This is a genomic window from Haloferax sp. S2CR25, from assembly GCF_031624535.1.
In the GTDB taxonomy this organism is placed as follows: Archaea; Halobacteriota; Halobacteria; order Halobacteriales; family Haloferacaceae; genus Haloferax; species Haloferax massiliensis.
In genome coordinates this window covers 256,173-278,425 of the sequence record NZ_JAMQOO010000005.1, presented here as the reverse complement: position 1 = coordinate 278,425, position 22,253 = coordinate 256,173, and the positions used below count along the sequence as shown (strand labels likewise).

At 68.0% G+C, this 22,253-nt stretch carries 22 protein-coding genes; 6 read left to right on the top strand and 16 right to left on the bottom strand.

Features of this window, described 5'->3' with window-relative positions:
• Positions 1 to 87: 87 nt before the first annotated feature.
• The 3 genes from NDI65_RS14130 to NDI65_RS14120 all read left to right on the top strand — a co-directional run bounded on the left by NDI65_RS14130 (position 88) and on the right by NDI65_RS14120 (position 3,128).
• Positions 88 to 390 carry an EthD family reductase gene (locus tag NDI65_RS14130; protein WP_226908793.1) on the top strand — a complete coding sequence of 101 codons (303 nt, stop codon included), beginning with the start codon at positions 88 to 90 and terminating at the stop codon, positions 388 to 390.
• A gap of 4 nt (positions 391 to 394) precedes the next feature.
• Positions 395 to 2,089, top strand: coding sequence for a thiamine pyrophosphate-binding protein (locus NDI65_RS14125; RefSeq protein WP_089780827.1), 1,695 nt, complete (start codon positions 395 to 397; stop codon positions 2,087 to 2,089).
• A gap of 94 nt (positions 2,090 to 2,183) precedes the next feature.
• Positions 2,184 to 3,128, top strand: a complete 945-nt coding sequence (locus NDI65_RS14120; protein WP_193310973.1) for an NAD(P)-dependent oxidoreductase — start codon at positions 2,184 to 2,186, stop codon at positions 3,126 to 3,128.
• 54 nt (positions 3,129 to 3,182) lie between these two features.
• Here the strand turns inward: NDI65_RS14120 and NDI65_RS14115 are convergent, their stop codons facing one another.
• The 3 genes from NDI65_RS14115 to NDI65_RS14105 all read right to left on the bottom strand — a co-directional run bounded on the left by NDI65_RS14115 (position 3,183) and on the right by NDI65_RS14105 (position 4,726).
• Positions 3,183 to 3,341, bottom strand: coding sequence for a hypothetical protein (locus NDI65_RS14115; RefSeq protein ID WP_167344157.1), 159 nt, complete (start codon positions 3,339 to 3,341; stop codon positions 3,183 to 3,185).
• 65 nt (positions 3,342 to 3,406) lie between these two features.
• Entirely contained in the window at positions 3,407 to 3,997 is a 591-nt protein-coding gene (locus NDI65_RS14110; RefSeq protein WP_089780823.1) for an HD domain-containing protein, read from the bottom strand.
• A 3-nt stretch (positions 3,998 to 4,000) separates the two neighbouring features.
• The gene (locus NDI65_RS14105) at positions 4,001 to 4,726 is read right to left on the bottom strand and encodes an EthD family reductase (RefSeq protein ID WP_089780821.1); all 726 of its coding nucleotides are present in this window, start codon (positions 4,724 to 4,726) and stop codon (positions 4,001 to 4,003) included.
• Between the two features lie 100 nt (positions 4,727 to 4,826).
• On the opposite strand from NDI65_RS14105, the gene NDI65_RS14100 reads away from it, so the two are divergent.
• Positions 4,827 to 6,101, top strand: a complete 1,275-nt coding sequence (locus NDI65_RS14100; RefSeq protein WP_089780819.1) for a M24 family metallopeptidase — start codon at positions 4,827 to 4,829, stop codon at positions 6,099 to 6,101.
• A gap of 300 nt (positions 6,102 to 6,401) precedes the next feature.
• Here NDI65_RS14100 and NDI65_RS14095 read toward each other — a convergent pair whose 3' ends face one another.
• The 7 genes from NDI65_RS14095 to NDI65_RS14065 form a co-directional block, all read right to left on the bottom strand.
• On the bottom strand, positions 6,402 to 6,611 hold the full coding sequence (locus NDI65_RS14095) for a hypothetical protein (protein ID WP_050460302.1): 210 nt from the start codon (positions 6,609 to 6,611) through the stop codon (positions 6,402 to 6,404).
• Positions 6,612 to 6,798: 187 nt separating this feature from the next.
• Complete coding sequence (locus NDI65_RS14090) at positions 6,799 to 8,406, bottom strand: hydantoinase B/oxoprolinase family protein (protein WP_310893764.1); 1,608 nt, start codon at positions 8,404 to 8,406, stop codon at positions 6,799 to 6,801.
• Positions 8,403 to 10,418 (bottom strand): hydantoinase/oxoprolinase family protein, encoded by a 2,016-nt coding sequence (locus tag NDI65_RS14085; protein ID WP_089780815.1) that lies wholly within the window; start codon positions 10,416 to 10,418, stop codon positions 8,403 to 8,405. Before NDI65_RS14085 ends, NDI65_RS14090 begins: the two co-directional genes overlap by 4 nt.
• Positions 10,418 to 11,635 carry an Nramp family divalent metal transporter gene (locus tag NDI65_RS14080; protein WP_089780813.1) on the bottom strand — a complete coding sequence of 406 codons (1,218 nt, stop codon included), beginning with the start codon at positions 11,633 to 11,635 and terminating at the stop codon, positions 10,418 to 10,420. Before NDI65_RS14080 ends, NDI65_RS14085 begins: the two co-directional genes overlap by 1 nt.
• Before the next feature lie 185 nt (positions 11,636 to 11,820).
• Complete coding sequence (locus NDI65_RS14075; RefSeq protein WP_089780811.1) at positions 11,821 to 12,366, bottom strand: ribbon-helix-helix protein, CopG family; 546 nt, start codon at positions 12,364 to 12,366, stop codon at positions 11,821 to 11,823.
• 132 nt (positions 12,367 to 12,498) lie between these two features.
• Complete coding sequence (locus tag NDI65_RS14070; protein ID WP_167344158.1) at positions 12,499 to 12,666, bottom strand: hypothetical protein; 168 nt, start codon at positions 12,664 to 12,666, stop codon at positions 12,499 to 12,501.
• A gap of 85 nt (positions 12,667 to 12,751) precedes the next feature.
• Positions 12,752 to 14,044, bottom strand: coding sequence for an ABC transporter substrate-binding protein (locus NDI65_RS14065; RefSeq protein ID WP_310893763.1), 1,293 nt, complete (start codon positions 14,042 to 14,044; stop codon positions 12,752 to 12,754).
• A gap of 107 nt (positions 14,045 to 14,151) precedes the next feature.
• Here NDI65_RS14065 and NDI65_RS14060 point away from each other — a divergent pair, with 107 nt between their 5' ends.
• The gene (locus tag NDI65_RS14060) at positions 14,152 to 14,751 is read left to right on the top strand and encodes a TetR/AcrR family transcriptional regulator (protein ID WP_089780804.1); all 600 of its coding nucleotides are present in this window, start codon (positions 14,152 to 14,154) and stop codon (positions 14,749 to 14,751) included.
• 63 nt (positions 14,752 to 14,814) lie between these two features.
• Positions 14,815 to 15,798, top strand: a complete 984-nt coding sequence (locus NDI65_RS14055; protein WP_089780802.1) for a DUF1028 domain-containing protein — start codon at positions 14,815 to 14,817, stop codon at positions 15,796 to 15,798.
• 31 nt (positions 15,799 to 15,829) lie between these two features.
• On the opposite strand, the gene NDI65_RS14050 is transcribed toward NDI65_RS14055, so the two are convergent.
• The 6 genes from NDI65_RS14050 to NDI65_RS14025 all read right to left on the bottom strand — a co-directional run bounded on the left by NDI65_RS14050 (position 15,830) and on the right by NDI65_RS14025 (position 22,229).
• On the bottom strand, positions 15,830 to 16,153 hold the full coding sequence (locus NDI65_RS14050) for a hypothetical protein (protein ID WP_050460310.1): 324 nt from the start codon (positions 16,151 to 16,153) through the stop codon (positions 15,830 to 15,832).
• On the bottom strand, positions 16,153 to 16,494 hold the full coding sequence (locus NDI65_RS14045; RefSeq protein ID WP_089780800.1) for a winged helix-turn-helix domain-containing protein: 342 nt from the start codon (positions 16,492 to 16,494) through the stop codon (positions 16,153 to 16,155). The genes NDI65_RS14050 and NDI65_RS14045 overlap by 1 nt, the downstream gene beginning before the upstream one ends.
• Positions 16,495 to 16,690: 196 nt before the next feature.
• Positions 16,691 to 17,941: a hypothetical protein gene (locus tag NDI65_RS14040; protein ID WP_089780798.1), complete on the bottom strand. Its 1,251-nt coding sequence runs from the start codon at positions 17,939 to 17,941 to the stop codon at positions 16,691 to 16,693.
• A gap of 249 nt (positions 17,942 to 18,190) precedes the next feature.
• Positions 18,191 to 18,679: a DoxX family protein gene (locus NDI65_RS14035; protein ID WP_089780796.1), complete on the bottom strand. Its 489-nt coding sequence runs from the start codon at positions 18,677 to 18,679 to the stop codon at positions 18,191 to 18,193.
• A 145-nt stretch (positions 18,680 to 18,824) separates the two neighbouring features.
• Positions 18,825 to 19,412, bottom strand: coding sequence for a nitrous oxide reductase accessory protein NosL (locus NDI65_RS14030; protein ID WP_089780794.1), 588 nt, complete (start codon positions 19,410 to 19,412; stop codon positions 18,825 to 18,827).
• A gap of 162 nt (positions 19,413 to 19,574) precedes the next feature.
• A complete protein-coding gene (locus NDI65_RS14025) occupies positions 19,575 to 22,229 on the bottom strand; it encodes a PAS domain-containing protein (RefSeq protein ID WP_310893762.1) in 2,655 nt (884 codons plus the stop codon).
• Positions 22,230 to 22,253 lie beyond the last annotated feature (24 nt).

Below are 22,253 nucleotides of genomic sequence, written 5' to 3'. Positions count from 1 at the left end.
CCTTGACGGCCGCTCGAACCGCGAGTCGGCGATAGAGCAAAGTAGCGTCCGATTGGATAGCGAACGTGCATGATTAAATTGGTGAATATGCTCGTCCGGGACGACGACTACACGCACGAGGAGTTCGTCGAGCGGTGGCGTGGGAGCCACGCGGACCTCGCGAGGGAGCTTCCGGGGCTCGTGAAGTACGCGACGAGCGTCCCGACCGACCCCGAGCGGTCCGAGTACGACGGCATCGTCGAACTCTACTTCGAGGACATGGCCGCTCTGAAGGCGGCGTTCGACTCCGAGGTCGGCCAGCGCGTGAACGCCGACGCGTCTTCGTTCGCCGACGTGGAACGGGGACCGACGCTCTACGTCGAGGAGACGGTCCACCTCGACAGGTCCTGAATCCATGAACACGAGCGAACGGCTCGTCGAGAGCCTCGAACGGCTCGGCGTCGAGCGAATCTTCGGCTATCCCGGCGGCCGCGTCATCGAACTGTTCGACCTGCTTCCCGAGTCGGACATCGACCTCGTGCGCCCCCGCGACGAGCGCGAGGCGAGCGTCATGGCCGAGATGCACGGTCGGTTGACGGGCGAACCGGGCGTCCTCGCCGGACAGGGACCGTGGATAGGAAGCCTCGGCCTCATCGGGCAGATGGAGGCGCGCCTCGCCTCGTCGCCGATGGTCGTCATCACCGAGGCCTCCGAGCGCGGGAACTACTCGACGCTCGCGCCTTACCAGCAGTCCCGCGGCGACTACGGCGGCCTCGAACTCCCGAAGATTCTCGACGCCGTGACGAAGGAACACTGGTTCCCGCGGACCTCGACCGAGACGGTTCGGAGCCTCCAACTCGCGTTCAAACACGCCGTCGCGGGTCGCCCCGGCCCGACGGCGGTCATCCTCGACGGCGACGCCGTCACCAAACCGTACCCGGACGAGTCCGTACCGCCGGTCTGGGACGACGAGGCACAGACCAGAACGTGGACCGCCGCGCCGACGGCGCGCGACCTCGCCGCCGCCGCCGAGGCGCTCGACGCGGCCGAGCGACCGGTCATCGTCTCAGGCAACGGCGTCCACGCGTCCGGCGCGTACGACGAACTCGCGGCGGTCGCCGAGGCCTACGAAGCCGCGGTCGTCACCTCCTACCTCGGGAAATCGACGTTCCCCGAGACGCACCGTCTCGCCGGCGGCGTCATCGGCTCGTTCGGTCACGAGGGCGCGAACCGACTCGTCAGCGAGGCCGACGCGCTCCTCGTCGTCGGCTGTCGCATGAACCCGATGGACACGAACTGGCAGGCCCCCGACTTCATCCGCCCCGACGAGCAGACGATTATCCACGCCGATATCGACCCGCGGAACGCCGGCTGGGTCTACCCCGCCGACGTGGGACTCGTCGGCGACGCGTCCGAATCGCTGCGCGAACTCGCGGCCGCCGGGGGAGCCGACAACGACTGGGCCGAAGACCGGGCGCGCGAGGCCCGCGAGTCGTTCCACGCGCCCGAGTGCGAGTCGGACGCCGCGCCAATCCTACCCCAGCGGGCCGTCAAGGAAATCGAGAACGTCGTCGACGAGGACACCATCGTCACCGCCGACTCCGGTAACAACCGCTTTTGGTTACTCAACTACCTCCAGACGCCGGCGGTTCGGACCTACTTCGGCTCCGGCGGCGTCGGCGGCATGGGCTGGGCGACCCCCGCCGCGGTCTCGGCCGCGCTGGCGACCGACAAGCGCGTCGTCGGCGTCGCGGGCGACGGCGGCTTCGCCATGACGATGACGAGCGTCGAGACGGCGGTCGAACACGGCGTCGCGCCGACGTTCGTCGTCCTCAACGACACCAGCCTCGGGATGGTCCGACAGATGCAACGCGGCCCCGACGACATCGCGGGCGTCGAGTTCCACGACACGGACTTCGCGCGAGTCGCGGAGGCGTTCGGCGCGACGGGCGCCCGCGTCGAGACGCCGGACGAACTCGGTGACGCACTGGCCGACGCGAAGACGCACAGCCTCCCGACGGTCATCGACGCCCGCATCGACCGCAGTCAGGACATGGCCGCGACGCTCCAGTCGTCGTTCTACGCGTCGGTCGGGGGGCTCCACGAATAGCGCGCGGTGACGAGTCGGCCGTCGTCGGCCGCGCTCGGGAAACACTTTTCTCGCGCGCAGGTAGAACTACGAGGGCATGTCATCATCGACCGTGATGGTTACGGGCGGGACCGGTTTCATCGGCTCGTACGTCGCGTCGGACCTCGCCGCGGCCGACCACGACGTGGTCGCCTACGACCGCTCGACCGACCCGCACATCCTCGACAGACTCGGCGTCGCCGACGACGTGACGATACGCCGCGGCGACGTGACCGACCCGACTGACGTGTTCCGGGCGGTGCGAGAGACCGGCGCGACGCACATCGTCCACCTCGCGGCGCTCCTGACGACGACGGCGCGGGATAACCCGCGGGCCGCGCTCGACGTGAACGTCCAAGGGACGAACAACGTCTTCGAGGCGGCGCGCGCCCTCCCCGAGCAGGTCGAGCGCGTCGCGTGGGCGTCGTCGGCGGCGGTGTACGCCCCGCCCGCGAACTACGGCGGCGACTTCGTGACCGAGTCCGACCTCGTCTACCCCGATACGCTCTACGGGGCGACCAAGGAGTACAACGAGCATCAGGCCCGAGTGTACTACGAGGACTTCGGCGTCTCGCACGTCGCGCTCCGACCGACGGTCGCCTACGGCCCGTACCGCGAGACCGGTGGGTCCGCGTTCCTCGCGAACATCGTCGAAAAACCGGCGCTCGGCGAGCCCTTCAGCGTCGACTACGGCGACCAGGTCATCGACTGGCAACACGTCCGCGACATCGCGCAGGCGTTCCGCAAGGCGACGTTCGCGCCCGAAGACGACCTCACCCAACGCGTCTACAACGTCCGCGGGGAGTTGGCGACGATTCGCGAGGCCGCGGAGACGGTCCGGCGGCTCCTCCCCGACGCCGACCTCACGGTCTCCGACGAGGGCGAACTCCCGTGGACCCAGGAACTCGACATGACGAAGGCGCAAGCCGACCTCGGCTACGACCCGGAGTACGACCTCGAAGCCGGGTTCCGCGACTACCTCAACGTGCTTCGGAAGGAAAACGGGTTGGAGCCGGTCTGAGCCGAGACCCGACGGGCCAAGGTCCGACCGGCCGAAACGTCGCCGCGGAGCCGGTCACGGCCGCCGAACGTCGCCGGCACCCTCGGTCTCGGGACCGTCCAGCAGGTCGCGGATGTCGTCGGGCGACAGCAGGTCGACGAGGCTCTCGCCCGAGTCGTAGCGCTCGCGCTCGGCGGGCGTGAGATAGTCCGCGAGGTTGACGTGTTCGTACATCGGCGCGAGCTACGAAGGACGGGATAATAGCTGTGGTGACGATTGCCGCGGGAACTGCTGTCGCACTACTGCGTCTGGGAGTACTCTTCGACCCACTCCTGTAAGCTGATTCCCATCGCGGCCTGCGTGATGGCGTTCGAGGACGCCGAGTTCGCGCTCTTGACGAGTTCGGCTTCGAGCGTCCGGGTCGGAATCTCGCCGATGAAGTGGGGGATGGCCCGCTGGACCGCGAGCGGACAGCCGACCTCGTGGGCGAGGGCGTAGCCCGAAAGCGAGTGCGGAATCTCCCCGCTGGCGTACTCCGGGTTGGGGTCGTCGAGCACGTCGTCGTCGACGAAATCGACGTACTCGTAGCACTTGCCCACGTCGTGGAGGAGGCAGGCCGCGCGGACCACGTCGAACTCCGGGTCCGCGCCGTGGAAATCCCGCTGTTCCTCGGCGGCGCGGACGGCGATTCGCGTCACGCCGCGGACGTGCTCGACGTTCGTCACCTCGTGGATGTTCCACGCGTAGGGGATGTCTTCGATGTCGCGCCAACCGCCGCGGGCGAGACCGAGACACCAGGCCTCTCTGACCCGGTCGCGGAGGCCGTCGTCCTCGATGTCGTCGAGTTCGGGGAAGGCGGCCTCGACCTGCGCGCGGTAGTCGTGCGACATCGCTCAGCGGCCCCCACTCGCGTCTTTCTGAACCGTCTCGCGGCCGACGAACCGCGGGCGGTCCCCGATGGAGAGGAAGTTGTCAACGTCTTCGCGGGGCGCTTTCGCCTTCGGGTGGTCGGGGTCGTAGTCGCGCGAGGACTCGTGGCCGAGGCCCGCGCGGAGCGCGTCGAGGCTCTCGAAGTAGAGTTCTGCGACGCCGTCGAACTCGGCGCGTTCGGGGTCGGTCGGGACGACGCGGGCGTACCGGACCACGCCGGGAATCTCGCGGGCGAGAGGGACGTGGGTGTTCGCCCAGTGGTCGAGGAACTCGTCGTGGCTCATCCCGGCTTTGCGGACGAGAAACGCCGAGTGCTTGTAGAGGTCCGTCGTGTCGCCGCCGGTCTCGTCTTTCTCGACGACCTCTTCGCCGATGATTCGGGGGCGTCGCTCGACGTCGAGGAAGTTGTCCACGTCGGCTCTCGCCTCCCTTGCCTTCCCTTTGGCCGGGTCGTAGTCGCGAGACCCCTCGCTGCCGAGCGCGTCGTGGAGGGCGTCGAGGTCGTCGAAGTAGAGTTCCGCGAGACCGTCGAACTCGGAGGCCTCGGGGTCGACGGGGAGGACCGTCTGGTAGCGGACGACGCCCTCGATGTCGCGGGCGATGGGCGTGTGGTTGTCCTGCCAGTACGTGACGAACTCGTCGTGACTCATCCCCGCCTTGCGGACAAGCAGGGCTACGTGCTTGTACATGCGTACACCTGTCGATTCACGTATGAGACAATAAATCATGAGGTGTGTTCGCAACGCCCATCTACAACAAATTAATGTGATAGTCACGAGTGGTGGGCGTATGCCTTTCCACGAGCGGGGGTTCATGAGCGGGACCCGCGGGACGATGGCCGTCGACTGGGAACAGCGCATCGACGTAAAGCGGATGCGCGAGGAGCGGAAGGACCGCGCCCTCTCGCGGATGCGCGAGGCGGGCCTCGGGAGCATGCTCCTCATCGACGACCCGAACATCCGGTACGTGACCGGGTTGGCGATGACCGGCGGGTCGGGCGCGGACCACTACTCGCTGCTTCTGGAAGACGGCACGGTCGTCCACTGGGACACCGCCGACCACGCGAGCAACCAGCGGTACAACTGCCCGTGGCTGACCGACGTTCGCTACGCCTGTCCCGGACTGGGGAACGTCCCGCGGGCCTCCGGCCGCGACTCGGCCCGGTCGTTCCTCCTCGACAAGATGGCCCAGACCGTCGTCGACGCCCTCGATGAGTACGGCCTCGCGAACGAGGCGATGGGCATCGACACCGGCCACGCGGGACTGCTCGACGCCTTCGAATCGAAGGGCATCGACGCCCGGCCGGCCGAGTGCGCGGCGGTGATGGAGGACGCCCGAAAGACCAAGACCGAAGACGAAATCGAATGTCTGCGACAGGTCGCGGCCATCTGCGAGGCGGGCTTCCAGGCCATCGTCGAGAACGCGAAGCCGGGCGCGCGGGAGTCGGAGGTGTGGGGCGACGCCGTCCGCGAACTCTGGCGGCACGGCGCGATGGCGCAGGGCGGCTATCTCACGTCGGGGCCGAACACGTGGCCGAAGCACCAAGCGAACACGACGGACCGACTGATTCGCCCCGGCGACCTCGTCTACGCCGACTTCTACAACGTCGGCTACCTCGGCTACCGGTCGTGTTACTACCGGACCTTCTCGATGGGCGAACCGACCGACGAACAGCGCGACGCCTACGAGACGGCCCGCGACAACCTCTACGCCGTCCTCGACGAAATCGAGCCGGGGAAGACCACCGACGAAATCGCGGCGGCGTTCCCGGACATGGCGGGCGAACACGCCGACTGGTACGGCGCGGACGACCACTGGCAGTTGACGACCAACCACTGGGCCCACGGCCTCGGCCTCCAACTGTACGAAGTACCGCTCATCTGGCGCGGCCTCTCGCCGGACCACCCCATCGAAATCGAGGCGGGGATGACGATGGCCGTCGAGACACAGGAACCGGCGGGGAGACAGGGCGTCCGCGTCGAGGAGATGGTCGTCGTCCGCGACGACGGCGTCGAACTGCTCAGCCAGTGGCCCGTCGAGGAGATAACGGTTATCGATTACTGAACGTTGATATGTGTTTGTGGGATTTCTACAAATTTTACAAATTATGAAATTTGTCTCCTAGTTGCCCTCATCTTCTCGTACTATATTCAGATAGTACCCAAAGGCACTCCAAAATCAGCGTTTCGCCAATATCAAACACCAGACCAATCAGTTGTCTATAATGTCATCCGGCTCTGTTAACCACACCAGAATCTAACAGAATACGGGTGACACAGAGAGGGCGCGTTCAGCATCACCAAAGGACGTCAATCCAACCCGACGGACGCGTCCGCGTAGCATTGCAAACGACGGCCGGCGGAATCAGAATCGGCGTATGACAGAGATGGCGGCACTAACGGCGATGATACCACCAACAATTCCAACTGTGGCAAACAGGAAGAAGTGTTCGTTACCATCGGAAACGAAGTACCCAATATCAGCAAGTACAATCAGTGCGAGGGCATGAATCAACGTCTGGAGGTCCGTTTGGGTACGGATTGACTGGAGTTTTTCGGCCGTTTCGGAGGGCATACTGAAAAAGAGGGGCGAGCGTGTTTAGAAATTGTCCTTTTCACGTTTCATCTCGTACGCTGGATGCTGCGCGCTCTATTCAGCATGAACTCGACAAACACTCAGCGACTGCAGGCGTCAACAGTGCCAGAATAACTAATTCTCGCGTGTAAAGGCGGTCAGAGACCGCCACAACCACCTTCGGTTGCTACTCCGCCTTGCCGTCCTCGCGGTCCCGGCGGCGCGCGTCGGCATCGCGGTCGTCGGGGTCGCCGTAGCCGCCGCCGCCCGGCGTCCGAACCGTGACCGTCGTGCCGGCGGGCACGTCGCGGGTCGTCTTCGACGGAACCGTCTCGCCGTCGACGAGGTTCTGTCCGGTCGCTCCGTCCTCGCCGCCGGCGATGCCGCGAGGGGCGACCCGCCGGCGCTCGGTGAGAAGCGAGACGGTCGCGTCGGCCTCGACGGTGACCGACCGGACGATGCCGAGGCCGCCGCGGAACTCGCCGCGACCGCCGCTTCCCTCGCGGAGGCCGTACGCCTCGACGAAAAGCGGGTACTCGGCTTCCAGCGCCTCGACCGGCGTGTTGAGCGTGTTCGTCATCCCGACCTGCACGCCGTCCATGCCGTCGCCGCCGGCGCGGCCGCCGAAGCCGCCGCCGATGGTCTCGTAGTACGTGAAGCCGTCCGACCCGCCGGCGCGACTGCCGATGGTCAGGTTGTTCATCGTCCCCTGTCCCTGCGCGGGGACGCGCTCGGGGGCCGCGTCGGCGAGCGCCGAGAAGACCACGTCGGTCACGCGCTGACTCGTCTCGACGTTGCCGCCGACGACCGCCGCGGGCGCGTCGGGGTTGAGGAGCGAGCCATCGGGAACCTCGACCGAGATGGGGTCGTAACAGCCCTGATTCGGCGGGATTTCGGGGTCTGTGACGCAGCGAACGACGAAGTACACCGCGCTCTTGGCGACCGCGAGCGGCGCGTTGACGTTGCCGGCGACCTGGTCGGCCGTGCCGTCGAAGTCGAACGCGACGGCGTCGCCGTCGACCGTCGCGGTCACCTCGATGGGGATGTCCTCGTCGGTCACGCCGTCGCCTTCGAGCACGTCGCTGGCGCGGTACTCGCCGTCGGGCAGGTCGCGCAGTTCCGCGGTGACGCGGTTCCGGGAGTAGTCCATCACGGCGTCGAACGCCGCGAGGACGCGGGCTCGACCGTGTTCCGCGACGAGGTCGGCCAGTCGCTCCTCGGCGCGCTCGTTCGCCGCGAGTTGCGCGCGGATGTCGGCGCGGCGCTCGCCGGGGTTGCGGACGTTGGCGAGGAGGAGCGACAGCACGTCGTCGTTGGTCTCGCCGCCGGCGACGAGTCTGACCGGCGGGAGTCGAAGCCCCTCCTGATAGATTTCGCGCGCGCCGGCGGGCATGCTGCCGGGCGTCATCCCGCCCACGTCGGCGTGGTGCGCCCGCGAGACGGCGTAGCCGAGCACCTCGCCGTCGACCGCGAGCGGCGACACCATCGTCACGTCGGGGAGGTGCGTCCCGCCCTCGAAGGGGTCGTTGAGGACGAACACGTCGCCGGGTTCCGGGTCGTAGTCGAGGACCGTCTCCACGGCCTCGGGCATCGCGCCGAGGTGGACCGGGATGTGTTCGGCCTGCGCGACGAGGCGGCCGTCGGCGTCGAACAGCGCCGTCGAGCAGTCGCGGCGCTCCTTGATGTTCGGCGAGTACGACGAGGTGATGAGCACCTGCCCCATCTCCTCGGCGACGCTCTCGAACTGGTTGCGCATGATTTCGAGCGTCACGGGGTCGACCTCGCGGTCGCTCATTCGCCGTCACCCCCGCTGGTCAGGACGAGCGTCCCGTCGGCCCCGACCGTCCCGCCCCACGCCGGGGGCACGACGACGGTGCTCTCGTGCTGTTCGAGGATGGCCGGTCCCTCGACGGTCGCCCCCGCACCGAGGCCGTCGCGGTCGTAGACGGGCGTCTCGCGGAACACGCCGTCGAAGAACGCCTCGCGGGTGTCCTTGCGGGCGTCGCCGCCGCCGCGGTAGGTCACGTCGAGCGGGTCGCGCTCGACCACGGCGGTCGCCCGGACGTTGACGAGTTCGACCGGGTCGTCGAGGCGGTAGCCGTAGGCGCTCTCGTGTGCCTCGTGGAACCGCGCCTCGACCGCCTCGGCGTCGAACGCCTCGCCGACGGGGACGGTCAGTTCGAAGCTCTGGCCGACGTACCGGAGGTCGGCGGCGCGCCGGACCGTCGCCTCGTCGGGGTCGGCCACGTCGTCGAGCGTGTCGGCTTCGAGGTCGGCGTAGGCGGCGTCGACCGCCTCCCCGTCGAGGTCGGAAAGCGGGCGGCGGAGCGTCCGCACCGAGTCGTGTTTCTGGTCGGCCGCGAGCAGGCCGTACGCCGAGAGGACGCCGCAGGCCCGCGGGACCACCACGGTCTCGATGTCGAGGCTGTCGGCGAGGGCGGCGGCGTGCATCGGGCCGGCACCGCCGAAGGCGACGAGGCCGAACTGCCGCGGGTCGTGGCCGCGCTCGACGGTCACGGCGCGAATCGCCCGCGTCATGTTGGCGTTGGCGACGCGGTAGATGCCGCGGGCGGCCGCGAGCGCGTCGTCCAGTCCGGCCCCGTCGGCGAGTCCGGCGAGCGCGTCGCGGGCGGCGTCCACGTCGAGGGAGAGTTCGCCGCCGAGAGCGGAACTGCCGCCGATGTAGCCGAGGACGACGTTCGCGTCAGTCACGGTCGGGTCGGTGCCGCCGCGGCCGTAGCAGGCCGGGCCGGGGTTCGCGCCCGACGAGCGCGGCCCGACCCGGAGTGCGTCGCCCGAGTCGACCCACGCGATAGAGCCGCCGCCCGCGCCGACGGTGTTCACGTCAACCATCGGCGTCTTGATGGGTCGGCCGTTGATTTCGGCGTCGGTGGTCCGCTCGACCTCGCCGTCGCGGACGAGGCTCACGTCGCTGGAGGTGCCGCCCATGTCGAAGGTGACGAGGCCGGCGAGGTCGTCGCCGGACCCGGTCGCAGTCTCCGCCGCGCCGACGACGCCCGCGGCCGGCCCGGACATCGTGGTCGTCACGGCGTGTTCGCGCACCGTCGAGGCCGGGGCGATGCCGCCGTTGGCCTGCATGATTTCGGGAACCGGGACGCCGAGGTCGGCCGCGCGGGATTCGAGGCGACCGAGGTAGCTGTCGATTGCGGGCGTCACGTAGGCGTCGACCGCGGTGGTCGAGGTGCGCTCGAACTCGCGGAACTCGGCGAGCACCTCGTGGGACGCCGACACCGGCGCGTCGAGTTCCTCGCGGAGCACGTCGGCGACGACGCGCTCGTTTTCGGGGTGCTGGTAGGCGTGCAGGAGCGAGACGGCGACGCTCTCTGCGCCGGCGTCGCGGATGTCGTCGGCGAGCGCGCGGACCTCCGACTCGTCGACTTCGGTCTGAATGCCATCGACCGTCGCGCGCTCCGTCACCTCGAACCGGCGGCGGCGCGGGACGAGCGGGTCGGGCTTGTCGGCGGTCACGTCGTAGAGGTCGGGGCGGGCCTGCCGGCCGATTTCGAGCACGTCGCGGAAACCCTCGGTGGTGACGAGCGCGGTCGTCGCGCCGTCGTCTTCGAGGAGCGCGTTGACCGAGACGGTCATCGCGTGGGTGAACGCGTCCACCTCGGCGGGGTCGATGCCGGCGTCGTCGCAGGCCTTCTCGATGCCGCGGACGACGCCGACGCTCTGGTCGTCCGTGCTCGGGACCTTCGCGGTGACGAGCCGTCCCTCGGGAGTCAACAGCGCCACGTCGGTGAAGGTGCCGCCGACGTCGACGCCGATTCGCGTCTCTGCGTCCATCAGAACACCCCCATATCGGCGGCGACCGTATAGAGCGTTCGGAGACCGAGCCAGACGACGACGAGCGTCACCAGCCCGCCGACGACGTTCTGGAGCGTGGAGTTGGCGTACGACCCGAGGATGTCGCGGTCGTTCATCACGTAGATGAGGAAGACGGCGACGATGGGAAGCAGGACGCCGTTTGCGACCTGCGCGAAGACGATGGCCTGCACGGGGCTGTAGCCGACCGCGGAGAAGACGATGCCGACGAGCAGAATCGAGCCCCAGACGGCGCGGAACTTCGTGGACTTGAGGTCGGTGTCCCAGCCGAGCGCCCCCGCAGTCGCGTACGCGCCGGCCAGCGGAGCGGTCGTCGCGCTGGTGAAGCCCGCGGCGAACAGCCCGATGCCGAAGAACACCTTCGCCTGCGTGCCGACGAGGGGTTCGAGCTGTTCGGCCATCGTGCTCACGTTCTGGATGTTCGTCCCGACGGGGAACGCCGCCGCGGCGGTGACGAGAATCGAGATGGTGATGAAGCCGCCGAGGACGATAGACAGGACCGTGTCGGCCCGCGACTCGTTCAACTCCTCGGGGCCGGCCCACCGCTCTTGGACGCTCCCGGCGTGGAGAAAGAGGTTGTAGCCGACGACGGTCGTCCCGATGAGGCCGGTGATGAGGAACGCCGACCCCTGCGGAACGCTCGGGACGAACCCGCGGGCGAGCGCGCCGAGGTCGGGGCCGATGAGGATGGCGTCGATGAGGAAGGAGACGGCCATGACGGAGACGAGGCCGACGAGCGCTTTCTCGATGAGTTTGTACTTGCCGGACCACAGGAGGACGCCGGCGACGAGGCCCATCGCGGGCCCCCAGAGGTTGGCGCTGATTCCGGTCAGGCCCTCCAACCCGGCCGCGCCGCCGAGGATGTTCCCGGTCTCGTAGGCGGCCGTGCCGATGCCGATGGCGCTCACGACGAGGGCGATGCTCAGCCCCGACAGCGCGGGGCTGTCGAACTGCTCGCGGAGCGCCTCGCCGAGCCCCTCGCGGGAGACGAGGCCGAGTCGGGCGCTCATCTCCTGTAAGACGATAGTGGCGACTATCGAGAAGGCGATGGTCCAGACGAGCGCGTAGCCGAATCGAGCGCCCGTCACGCTCGCGGTCGTGACCGTGCCGGGGCCGATGAACGCGGCGGCGACCATCGCGCCCGGGCCGATAGATTTCAGACGTTCGATGAAGTTCATGGTTCTCCCTGTGAGGTGGATTGACGTATCAAACTCTGGTTGATAAATCCCGGTTGAGAACGGCGTGTACGGCGGGGAGAGTGCGTGTGAACGAGTATGAACGAGTATGAAGTCAGCGGCGGGTCCGGACCGGCGACTGGTTCGGGGGACCGGCGTCCGGTTCGGGTCCGCGCCGGACGCGACCCTCACCGGACCTCGGTGAGAAGCACCTTCGAGACGCCCGCTTCGACCTCGATGTCGAACGGCGACTGCTCGGTGCTGAGCGCGATGAACCGCGACATGAACCACTTGACCGACTCGGTGGGGAAGACGACGTGGAAGGTGTCTCCCTCGGAGGCGCGGACCGTGAGAAAGCCGCAGAACGACAGCCAGTCGAGGAGTTCGCCCAGCGACTCGAACCGGTCGCGGTACTCGTGGGCGTGGAACGCCGCGACCCGGTCGACGGCGTCGAGGAACTCCGGGTCCGGGTCGCCGTCGGCGTCCTCGACGTAGTCGAGAAACGTGTGCAGGAAGTCCACGTCGAGGAGGACGTGCTCGCCGCTCGACAGCATCTGGTGGTAGGCTTCGAGGTTCGGGCCGGCGTCGGTTGTCGCCGCCTCGAAGTTGGCCGCGTAGAAGACGAGCGCCTCGCGGACGAGTTCGCTCTGCGCCTTGTCGGTCCGACCGGCGAGGCCGTCGAGCGCCGACTGGGCGTCCTCGTCCAGCGACACGGTGATGCGATTCGTGACCATGAGTGTCTAACTCTCGGAGGGGTTCTTAAGCGATGTGCAGACGCCCGCCGTGAGCCGAAAACGGCTGACGAACCGAACGTAGCCGTCCGAAAAGTGTGAAAATTTTAGAAATTGTAAGCGGCGACGCGGGCGTCAGTCGTCGCTTCGCCGTCGCCGGGCGGACAAACCCGCGACCGTCGCCGACTCGGTGAAGAGCTCGTCGCGCGCGAGTTCGTCCCGGCGGACCCGCTCGCCGGAGAGGTCCCGGAGGATGCCGGCCGAACCGCGGAACTCCTCGCTCTCGTAGGGCAGATGGCCCACGTGGTCGCGGCACGGCACCGCCTCGCCATCGGCGGTCCGTATCCCGATTTCGAACTGGTTCGACCGGCAGTCACTCGGGCGGCCGTCAGAACTCGCCGGTGACGACGTCGGCGACGCGGCCGCGGTTGAACAGCCGTTCGCCCGCCGGAATCTCGGGGTACGACTCTCCGTCGCCGTAGCCGGGCCACGCGCCGAAGCGGTCGGGAAAGAGCTGCTTGGCGGTCATCTCCAACTGGAACAGGTTCATAATCGGCCCCTGCATCCCGTTTCCGGACGGGAAGTACCGGCCGTCGCGGAACGCGGGGACCTCGTCCGCGAGCGGGTCGGAAAGCACCTCCTCGCGGTTCGAGCGGAACGAGTCGCCGAGCGCGGTCCCCCAGTACCGGAGGACGACGTCGGGCGCGGTCTCGACCATCGCCTCGTAGTCGTACGACCCGCCCGACCCGGTCTCGGCGTCGGTGGCCGCGAAGGCGTTCGGCATCCCGAACGGTCGAAGGTGCGCCCAGAGGTAACCGTCCTGCGTGAAGTCGTACGGCCAGAACGTCCCGCCGGTGTAGGCGACGACGGCGAGCGACGGCCGCTCGGACGCCGGTGGGAGGTCGGCCTGTATTCGGGCGACGAGGTCGTCCCGGATCGACTTAAACGCCCGGTAGCGCGCCTCCTCCCGGAACACCGCCGCGATGTGACCGAGGTACTCCCACAGCGTGTAGTACTCGTAGCGGTCGCGGTAGGGTTCCGGCGGTTCGGCGTTCGTCCGACTGTAGTAGTTGCCGAACCACGGACCCACGTCGGACGCGATTGACGCGACCTCGTCTTCGGTCCAGTCGAAGGAGGAACTCCGGAGGAGCGCCGGGTCGAGGAAGTGAACGTCGCTATCCAGTTCGTAGAACAGTTCCCTGTCGAGGGCGTTCGGGTTCGACGCCGGCGTGACGCGGCCGAGGTCCTCCCACTCGAAGTCCACGCCGTCGAGCGCGTCGTAGTAGTAATCGACCGTGTTGCCGAACAGTTCCTTATCGTAGCCGATACCGGTGATGGCATCGCCGTGGCCGAAGGCGACCGTCGCGTCGGCCGACACCGGGTAGTAGGTCAGGGCGCGTTCCGGTACGGCGTCGAACTCGACCTCACCGACGGGGGCCATCGACACCGAGTACGAACCGCCGTCCGCCTCGTCGTCGGTCGTCGTCTCCGTCTCGGTGGAAGTCGTCGTCGTGGTCGCGGTCCGGTCCCCCGACGCGTCTGTGTCCGCAGACCCAGTGGTTAGCGACTCCGTCGAACCGCCCGCACAACCGGCGAGTAATCCGCCGGCGGCGACCGCGCCACCGTACTTGAGATACCGCCGCCGCGTCGGTTCGGGTCCGTGACTGTCGTCGCCTGTCATGATTTTAGGCTGGCCTAAAAGCACAAAGTTCCTTCGGACCTCCGGCCGTCGGAACTCCCCGCGACGACCCGAAAGCGACACGTCCGTCGAACGCGAACGGCCGGAGCATGACGCAGGACGGGCGCGCCGAGGAGTTGGAGCCGGCGAAGCGGCGAATCATGGAGGCGACGTACAGGGCGCTACAGAAACGCGGCTACGGCAACCTGACGACGCAGGACATCGCCGACGAGTTCGAGAACAGCAAGGCGCTCCTGTACTATCACTACGACGGGAAAGACGAGCTACTGGTCGACTTCCTCGACTACGTCCTGGCGGAGTTCCTCGACGGCCTCCCGCGGGGGGACCGCACACCGAGGGAGGAACTCGAAACGCTGGTCGACGCGCTCCTGCCCGAGACGCTCTCCGAGGAGGCCTATCGGCTCCAACTGTCGATGTTCGAACTCCGGATGAACGCCCGGCACGACGAGGCCTATCGAGCGGAGTACCGCCACATCGACGACGAACTGACGGCGCACCTACGGGACATCCTCGTCCGCGGAATCGAGGCCGGCGAGTTCGAGGCCATCGACCCCGACGCCGAGGCCGAACTGTTCCTCTCGATTCTGACCGGGACGCGCGCCCGCCGGGTGACGGTGTTCGAGCCCGACGAGTCAATCGAGTCGCTCCGGGCGGCAATCGACTCGCACATCGACCGTATCTCGGCGTGACCGAGCGGGCGCTCCGCCCGGTCACCTGAACCCTTATTCGCCCGGCGTCCGTCGGTTCCGACCATGACACCGCGACCGTCGACCTTCTCCATCGTCGCCCGCGACCCCGAACAGGACGCCGTCGGCGTGGCCGTCCAATCGAAGTTCGTGAGCGTCGGCTCCGTCGTCCCGTTCGTCAGCGCGGACGCCGGCGCAATCGCCACCCAGAGCTTCGCGAACGTCGCCTACGGTCCCGACGGATTGGACCTCCTGCGTGAGGGGCGCTCGGCCGAGGAAGTCGTCGCCGAACTGACCGACGCCGACGACGAGGCCCCGAGCAGACAGGTCGGCGTCGTGGGGGCCGACGGGAGCGTCGCGGCCTTCACCGGCGACGAGTGCTTCGACGTGGCCGGCGACATCCAAGGAGAGCACTACACCGTCCAGGGGAACATCCTCGAAAACGAGGCGACGCTCGACGCGATGGCCGAGGCGTTCGAGACGACCGACGGCGGGCTCCCGGAACGCCTGCTCGCGGCGCTCCACGCCGGCAACGACGCCGGCGGCGACAAGCGCGGCGAGCAGTCCGCGGCGATGTACATCGCCAAGCCCGAGGGGGGCTACGACGGCGGCAACGACCGCTGGGTCGACGTGCGCGTCGACGACCACGACCGCCCGATAGACGAGCTCGAACGCGTGTTCAAGCTGTACGACATCACGCTCTTGGAGCGCGAATCGCCCGCAGAAACTCGGTCGCTGTCCGGCGAGACGGCCGAGGCGGTGCTCGAAACGCTCTCCGAACTCGGCTTCTACGACGGGACGCCGAGCGACGAGTTCGACGACGAGGCCGCGGAGGCGCTCGAATCGTTCAGAGGCATGAACAACTTCGAGAACCACTCGCTTTCCGTCCTCGAAGACGCCATCGCCCGCGGCTGGGACGACGTTGATGGCGGGGAGACGGCGGGCGAGAGCGAGACGGCGGGAGCGGGCGACCCGACGGGCGAACCCGACGGAGAAGCGCGGCTCATCGAGGCGATTTGGCAGGGCCTCAGCAGGCTCGACAGGAAGTAGTCAATTCCGAGACCCGGGTGGAAACTGACGCCTACCGGCCCGTCGCGATACGGAGTGAGTAGGCGATACAGCCCAATCCAGCGAGTTGCGTCAGTCTGACGAGCAGCCGGAAGACCCCCTGAAAGTGGATGGGAACGAGGCGGAACGCGACGAGACCCTGTCCCGCGACCGCGAGCGTGTAGGTGACGCCGAACAGGAGAATCATGCCGACCGAGAGCCACCGCATCGACCGCTCGTCGTTCCGTCGGAGGCCGCGGTAGGCCTGATAGCCGATGTAGAGGCCGACGAGTGCGGAGAGCGTCGCCGCGCCGCCGGCGAGGAGTCCGATGGGAGTGCCGAAGCCGGGGAGCGCCATCAGAACTTCCCCCACATGCGCGTCAGTTGGTCGGCCACGTCGTCGCTCCGGCGGTCGAGTTCCCACGAGAGGTCGCCGCCGCGGACCGTCACCTCGAACCGGTCCAGTTGGGAGACGTACGCCGTTTCGTGGTGACCGTCGGCCCGGGGTCGCGTCCGCTCGGCGACGAGATCCGCGTCGACGAGCCGGTCGAGACGGCGGTAGATAGACGAGGTCGAAAGCCCGCACCGCTCGCTGAGTTCCTTCGCCGACCGCGGCGACTCGCTTGTCGCCACCAGAATCGACCGTACGTGCTCGTCGTCGAGGAGCGCGACGACGGTCGCCAGGTCGACGTCTGCCATCTCGTCTCTACGGGTCATCCGACTCGTCCATAGGTGCTGTGTCTCATCGCTGGTGTGGAAATCGAAGCCAGTCGTACCGCCGCTCGGAGAAAACGGTGGGCGCGGCGGGAGGTGAGGCCGGTGAGGGGGAACGGAAGGCTGGCACGGGGGAGAACAGCGGTGTCGAAAGCGGCCGACCCGGGCGCACGAGACAGCGTCACGCATCGGTCTCACCGCCGAGTTCGCGGCCGAAGAGGACGGTGAAGTGCGTGCCGCCTATCGAGTACACGACGCTTGCTCGGTCGGCACCGGGAGAGTCGCTGAGGTCGATAGTTGCCTCCGCGCCGGGCGCGACCGTCTCGGCTCCCGGCCAGAGCGGCTTTTTCTCGACGCGCCCGGGAGCTTCGGGAAGAGAGAGGTCGTAGAAGAGTCGGTCAGCGGGGACGGTCTCGCCTGCCTCGTGGCGTACCGTAACGCAGTCGGTCGCCTCGTCGTAGGCCAACCCCCACGTCACCTGCGGAAGCCGGTACCGCGGGTCGATTTCGCCGTCGGGCCGGAGCGGCACGCGCGTCTCGACCGTGGCGAGCCGGCCGTCGATGTACACGTCGAAGGTCTCGGCGGCGTCGGCGAAGCGATAGTGCTCTCGCCTGAACTCCGATTCGATCGCCTCTTTCGTGGGAACGCGGTCGGTCGTGTACTGGTAGTGGACGACCTGATAGACGTTCTCGCGGTCGAACCGAAAGCCGTCGGCGAGCATCGCTGGTCGTCCCGTAGGGCCGTGAATCGTCGTGTTGACGCCGACGTGAGATGGCCCGCCGGCCGCCGCGGTCAACTGCTCGAAGTCGGAGTCGATCTCGTGGTACCGGGGTCGCTCGCCTGCGCCAGTATCGACGAGGGCTTCCAGATTCGGTTCGTCGTGGAGGTTCGCGCTCGTGAACACGATGGTATCGTCGCCGACGGCGACCCGGCGGGGACCGTCGTCGCGGTCGAACACGTCGTAGCCGCGGTACGCACCGGACCGGTCGTATCCGCTTTCGGTGAGCGTCTGACCGACGGACGAGCGCTCGAAAGATGCCTCGATTACGCTCCCGAAGACCGAGTCCACGAGATGGTCGTATCGGTCGAAACCGATGCCGAAGTAGTCCAGCGCCGCCTTGTCGTGCGCCTGCCGGGTGACGAAGAGCGGCGGAGCTTCGGGCCGCATCCTCGGCTTCCGAGACGAACTGAAATAGTATCTGTCGGGCGGGCGCTCGACGCTCGACGGTGCGGGGAGCCAGCGCCGATACGCCGGGGCAGGCGTCGAGGGGATCTCAAGGCGACCGTAGCGCTGGGCACCGCCGAGCGGGGGAAGGTCCGAGAGGCAACCGGCAGTCAGCGCGGAGAGCGACGCGGCCGCCGCGGCGGTTCCCGTGGCGAGGAACTGTCGTCGCGTCGAGCCTGTGGAGGGCCGAGAGTCGTCAGGGGACATGCGGCAACGTAGCGGTCACCCGACAGGAGCATATAACCGAGCTATCGAGTGCGGGCGGCCGCAACTCGGCGACAGCTATAAGTAGAAGTCCGAGCGGTCGTCCCGGCAAACGCCATCGGCTCAGCGAAAAGCAGTAACACCACGAAAATCAGTCTCGTCTCGCAGTTCTTGTCGAAGCGCGCCGGGTGCGGTGGCGTTGGTGGGTCACCGCGGCGCACCGACAGGGCCGCGCGGGGAAAGATGTCCCGCTCAGCCGAGGAGGTACTTGAGCGCGGGGCGCTGTCGGACGAACTCCATCTTCTCGATGATGGCGTCGAGGCCGAGGATGCGGCCCGCCGCGAGCGTCCCGACGATGACGAACATCATGAGGCCGAACAGGTCGCCGTTGACCACGCCGTGGGCCCAGTCGGCGTTCCCGAGGTAGAAGAACACCATCAGGACGCCGCCGAAGAAGGCGGCGAGCCGGACGAGTGCACCCACGAGGAGTCCGAGACCGATGAGGGCCTCACCCCACGGAACCATGAAGTTCGTGAAGTCGAGGAGCCACGGGGTCGCGGCGGCCCACGCGAAGAAGCCCTGGAGGGGCGACGCGGCGGGGGCGTTCGCGAGGTAGCCCGCGGCGCTGAACGGCTCGCCGACGATCTTCGTCACGCCGGCGTGGAGGAACCAGTAGCCGGTGATGAGGCGAGTCAGCACGAGGACGTAGCCCGTCGCGCCCTGCGAGTAGTCGAAGTCCATTCTGTTCCCCAGCATCTCGATTTGTGAGTTAGCGGCCATTGTCTTTCACCTAACAAATGAACGAACGACCGTTGAGGGTATATAAATGGAGCGTGATTTCCGAATCTAAGGAATCGAGAACGACCGAAAAAGAGAGTCTGAGCCCTCAGCGCCGGGCGATGAGGTCGCGAGATATCTCGTCGCGCTCGTAGACAGTTCCGTCGTGCGCGTCGGCGAAGGCCTCGGCGTCGCCGTCGTCGGAAAACGGGACGAAATCGCGGCCCATCGACCCGTTGACCTCGGTGCCGACGACGTAGACGAGGTCGTCCATCGGCGCGAACGCGTCGGGGTCGAGGTGCGCGGAGATGAACGTCTTCCCGCCGTCGTCGAACAGGTCGTAGTCGACGGAACTGTAGTCGGTGAGGTAGCCGCCGGCGCGATTCCACCCGTCGTCCTCGCGGTCCAGCGCGTAGGAAAGCGTCTCCCAAGCGCTACCGAACCGCGCCGGATTGTCGTGGCCCTCGGGGCTGTGGTCGGCGTAGAACAGTTGCCCGGCGGGGCCGGGGTGTTGGTCGATGACCATCCCGCAGGCGTCGCACTGTTCGCCGCCGGTCAACGCGATTGCCTCGGGAGCGTCGCCGCCGCCGTCGGTTCCGCTGCCGCCCAGACACCCCGCCGTAGCGGCGACGCCCGCGGCACCGACAGCGGACAACACGGTCCGACGAGCGACGGTTCGGTCGCAGTCGTGGCACATACGCCAAGCTAGTCGGGGGGTGCTCAAATGGTGATTGGTGCGGAAAGCGAACCAAGCGCGGCATCGTGAAGCCGAGTCGTCACTTTCCGGCCGAGTCGAGAGCGCCGTGGCTCGGCACGGCCGGTATCGAGGACGCGCCCTCGGCGACAGATATCGTGTGTGTCACTCGTCGGTCTCCGCCGACCCGGTCGCCGCCCGCACGGGTTGGGTCACGAACTCGAACCGCGCGCCGCCCTCGGCCGACTCGCCGAGCGAGACGGACCAGCCGTGGGCGTCGGCGATGTCGTCGACGATTGCGAGGCCGTAGCCGGTTCCCCGCGGCGTCGTGGTGTAGCCGTGGTCGAACACCCGCTCGCGGATGTTCTCGGGGATTCCGGCGCCGTTGTCCGCGACGTAGAAGCCGGTGCGGTCGTCGAGCGAGCCGACGCGGACGGTGAGCGGTTCGTCGGGGGGCGTGCCGTGTTCTACGGCGTCGTCGGGAGAGTCCCGACTGCCCGTCGAGCCGTGCTCGACCGAGTTCCGAAACAGGTTCTCGAAGAGCCTGAGCAGGCGGCCGTCGTCGCCGTCGACGACGAACAGTTCCTCGCGGACGAGCGTCGCGTCCCCGGTGTCGACGAAGCGCCACGCGTGGTCGACGACGCGCGCGAGGTCGACGGGCGTGGCGTCGAGCACGGGCGTCCGCTGGCGGGCGAGGTCGAGGAGGTCATCGACCAGCTTGGACATCCGGTCGACGGCGTTGGCGGCGCGTTCGAGGTGTTCCCGTTCGCCCGACTCCATCCCGAGGTCGAGGTAGCCGGTGGCGACAGCGAGCGGGTTACGGAGGTCGTGGGCGACGATGGAGACGAAGTCGTCGAGCCGCTCGTTGGCCGCCGCGAGGTCCGCCTCGCGGTTGCGAAGCTCCTGTTCGCGGACGGTTCCCGAGAGCGCGGAGGTGACCGTCGACCCGAGGAGTTCGAGCAGGTCCTCGTCGGCGTCGAGGAACGCGTCGGCGGTCGAGACGACGAGGAGGCCGTGGCTCCCGAGCGGGACGCGCAGGACCGACGCCGCGTCGGATTCGGGGGGAAGAAGCCGGTCGTCGAACGCCACCGCGTCGACCCGGGTGACGGTCTCGGACTCGAAGCCGCCCGGAGACGTCTCGGTTCGCGCCTCCGAGTCGAACTGGCCCGCGGTCGAGGCGGCCGGCGACAGGGAACCGTGGTCGTCGGCGAGCCAGACGGCGGCCTCGGCGTCGGTCACGAGTTCGGGGACGGCGTCGGCCGCGAGCGCCGCGACCTCCTCGACGCTCTCGGTGAGGATGAAGTCCTGCGTGACCGCTTGCAGGGACCGGAGACCGTCTTCGAGCCGCGCGCGGTTGGTGACGTCGATGGCGACGCCGAGGAGTTCCGACACCTCGCCGTCGTCGTCGAAGACGGGGCGGTACCAGGCGTCGTAAATCGAGCCGCGGTACTCGATTCTGGTGTCGACCGCCTCGCCCGACAGGCCGCGGGCGATGGCGTCGGTGGCCGCGGGCGTGTCGTCGTACAGGTCGAACGCGGAGCGACCGACCACCTCGCCGGGTTCGCGGCCGAGCGACTCCAGTCCGGCCCCTTCGGACATGGTGAACACGCCCTCGGCGTCGAACGCCGAGAGGATGACCGGCAGGTTCTGCAACACCGTTTCGAGGCGCTGGTTGGTCGATTCGAGCGCCTGAAGGTAGCGCTTCCGCGTCGTCACGTCGCGGAAGTAGACCGACAGCCCCGACGGCGAGGGGTACGCCCGAATCTCGAACCAGCCGTCGTACGGCTCGGAGAAGGTCTCGAACGTCACCGGCTCCTGGGTCCGCATCGCCTCGTGGTACTTCTCGTACAGTTCGGTGTCGGCGGCGGGCGAGGGGAGCAGGTCCCAGATGCACTCGCCGAGGTCGGGCTCTCGGACCTCGCCGAAGACGTCTCTCGCGCGGTCGTTGAGGTAGACGAACCGCCAGTCGGCGTCGAGGGCGAAGAAGGCGTCCGTCATGCGTTCGAGCAGTTCGCCGCGCTGGGTGGTGGCGACCTCTCGGTCGGTCACGTCCCGCGGGATGCCGACGACGCCGGTCACTCGCTCGCCGTCGCCGGCCGGAGACAACGAGAGTTCGAACAGCCGCGGGTCGCCGTCGGCGTCGACGAACCGAACGTCGAGGCGCTCGGTGACGCCCTCCGAGAGCACACGCGAGACGGCGTCGCGGTAGCGCTCGTACTCGTCGGCGGGGAACAGCCCGGCGTCGACGAGCGACTCGAACTGCTCGCCGCGGAGCGCCTCGGAGGCGTGCCCCGTTATCTCCTCGATTCGGGGGTTCACGTACTCGACGCGGCGGTCCTCGTCGAGGACGAACGCGCCGTCTTCCATCGCCTCGACGATGACGCGGTAGCTTTTGGTCTCGGGGCGGCGGCCGGCTTCGTCCCGGTCGGAGAGCGACCGGACCGACTCGACGAGCGCCGCGTGGGAGTCGTCGGCGTCGTCGCGGACCAGATAGTCGTCGACGCCGACCGAGGCCGCACGGGCGGCGAACGCCTCGTTTCCGGCGGCGGCGTAGACGACCACCGGGAACCCGGCGGGGGAGTCGTCCGGCGAGGCGAGCGCATCGAGTTCGAGACCGTCGGGGAGGTCCGCGGCGGCGACGAGACAGGAGACGGACCGGTCGGCGAGCGCCGCGCGCGCGGCGGCGGCGCTCTCGGCGCGCTCGACCGGACGCTCGAAGGCGTCCCGGAGCGCCGAGACGACCGAATCGGAGACAACGCCGTCGGCCGCGACGTAGAGAATCGCGCCGGCGGCGGTGCCCCCTGAACTCGGGGGAGACATGTTAAATGGGAGATATTCAGAGAG

Bases quoted from the DNA above. Each gene is read 5' to 3' on its own strand.
- NDI65_RS14035 (WP_089780796.1), bottom strand. From the start codon at position 18,679: ATGGACTTCGACTACTCGCAGGGCGCGACGGGCTACGTCCTCGTGCTG.
- NDI65_RS14100 (WP_089780819.1), top strand. From the start codon at position 4,827: ATGCCTTTCCACGAGCGGGGGTTCATGAGCGGGACCCGCGGGACGATG.
- NDI65_RS14025 (WP_310893762.1), bottom strand. From the start codon at position 22,229: ATGTCTCCCCCGAGTTCAGGGGGCACCGCCGCCGGCGCGATTCTCTAC.
- NDI65_RS14080 (WP_089780813.1), bottom strand. From the start codon at position 11,635: ATGAACTTCATCGAACGTCTGAAATCTATCGGCCCGGGCGCGATGGTC.
- NDI65_RS14090 (WP_310893764.1), bottom strand. From the start codon at position 8,406: ATGAGCGACCGCGAGGTCGACCCCGTGACGCTCGAAATCATGCGCAAC.
- NDI65_RS14120 (WP_193310973.1), top strand. From the start codon at position 2,184: ATGGTTACGGGCGGGACCGGTTTCATCGGCTCGTACGTCGCGTCGGAC.
- NDI65_RS14065 (WP_310893763.1), bottom strand. From the start codon at position 14,044: ATGACAGGCGACGACAGTCACGGACCCGAACCGACGCGGCGGCGGTAT.
- NDI65_RS14125 (WP_089780827.1), top strand. From the start codon at position 395: ATGAACACGAGCGAACGGCTCGTCGAGAGCCTCGAACGGCTCGGCGTC.
- NDI65_RS14115 (WP_167344157.1), bottom strand. From the start codon at position 3,341: ATGTACGAACACGTCAACCTCGCGGACTATCTCACGCCCGCCGAGCGC.
- NDI65_RS14050 (WP_050460310.1), bottom strand. From the start codon at position 16,153: ATGGCGCTCCCCGGCTTCGGCACTCCCATCGGACTCCTCGCCGGCGGC.
- NDI65_RS14110 (WP_089780823.1), bottom strand. From the start codon at position 3,997: ATGTCGCACGACTACCGCGCGCAGGTCGAGGCCGCCTTCCCCGAACTC.
- NDI65_RS14030 (WP_089780794.1), bottom strand. From the start codon at position 19,412: ATGTGCCACGACTGCGACCGAACCGTCGCTCGTCGGACCGTGTTGTCC.
- NDI65_RS14075 (WP_089780811.1), bottom strand. From the start codon at position 12,366: ATGGTCACGAATCGCATCACCGTGTCGCTGGACGAGGACGCCCAGTCG.
- NDI65_RS14130 (WP_226908793.1), top strand. From the start codon at position 88: ATGCTCGTCCGGGACGACGACTACACGCACGAGGAGTTCGTCGAGCGG.
- NDI65_RS14055 (WP_089780802.1), top strand. From the start codon at position 14,815: ATGACACCGCGACCGTCGACCTTCTCCATCGTCGCCCGCGACCCCGAA.
- NDI65_RS14060 (WP_089780804.1), top strand. From the start codon at position 14,152: ATGACGCAGGACGGGCGCGCCGAGGAGTTGGAGCCGGCGAAGCGGCGA.
- NDI65_RS14045 (WP_089780800.1), bottom strand. From the start codon at position 16,494: ATGGCAGACGTCGACCTGGCGACCGTCGTCGCGCTCCTCGACGACGAG.
- NDI65_RS14105 (WP_089780821.1), bottom strand. From the start codon at position 4,726: ATGTACAAGCACGTAGCCCTGCTTGTCCGCAAGGCGGGGATGAGTCAC.
- NDI65_RS14095 (WP_050460302.1), bottom strand. From the start codon at position 6,611: ATGCCCTCCGAAACGGCCGAAAAACTCCAGTCAATCCGTACCCAAACG.
- NDI65_RS14085 (WP_089780815.1), bottom strand. From the start codon at position 10,418: ATGGACGCAGAGACGCGAATCGGCGTCGACGTCGGCGGCACCTTCACC.
- NDI65_RS14040 (WP_089780798.1), bottom strand. From the start codon at position 17,941: ATGTCCCCTGACGACTCTCGGCCCTCCACAGGCTCGACGCGACGACAG.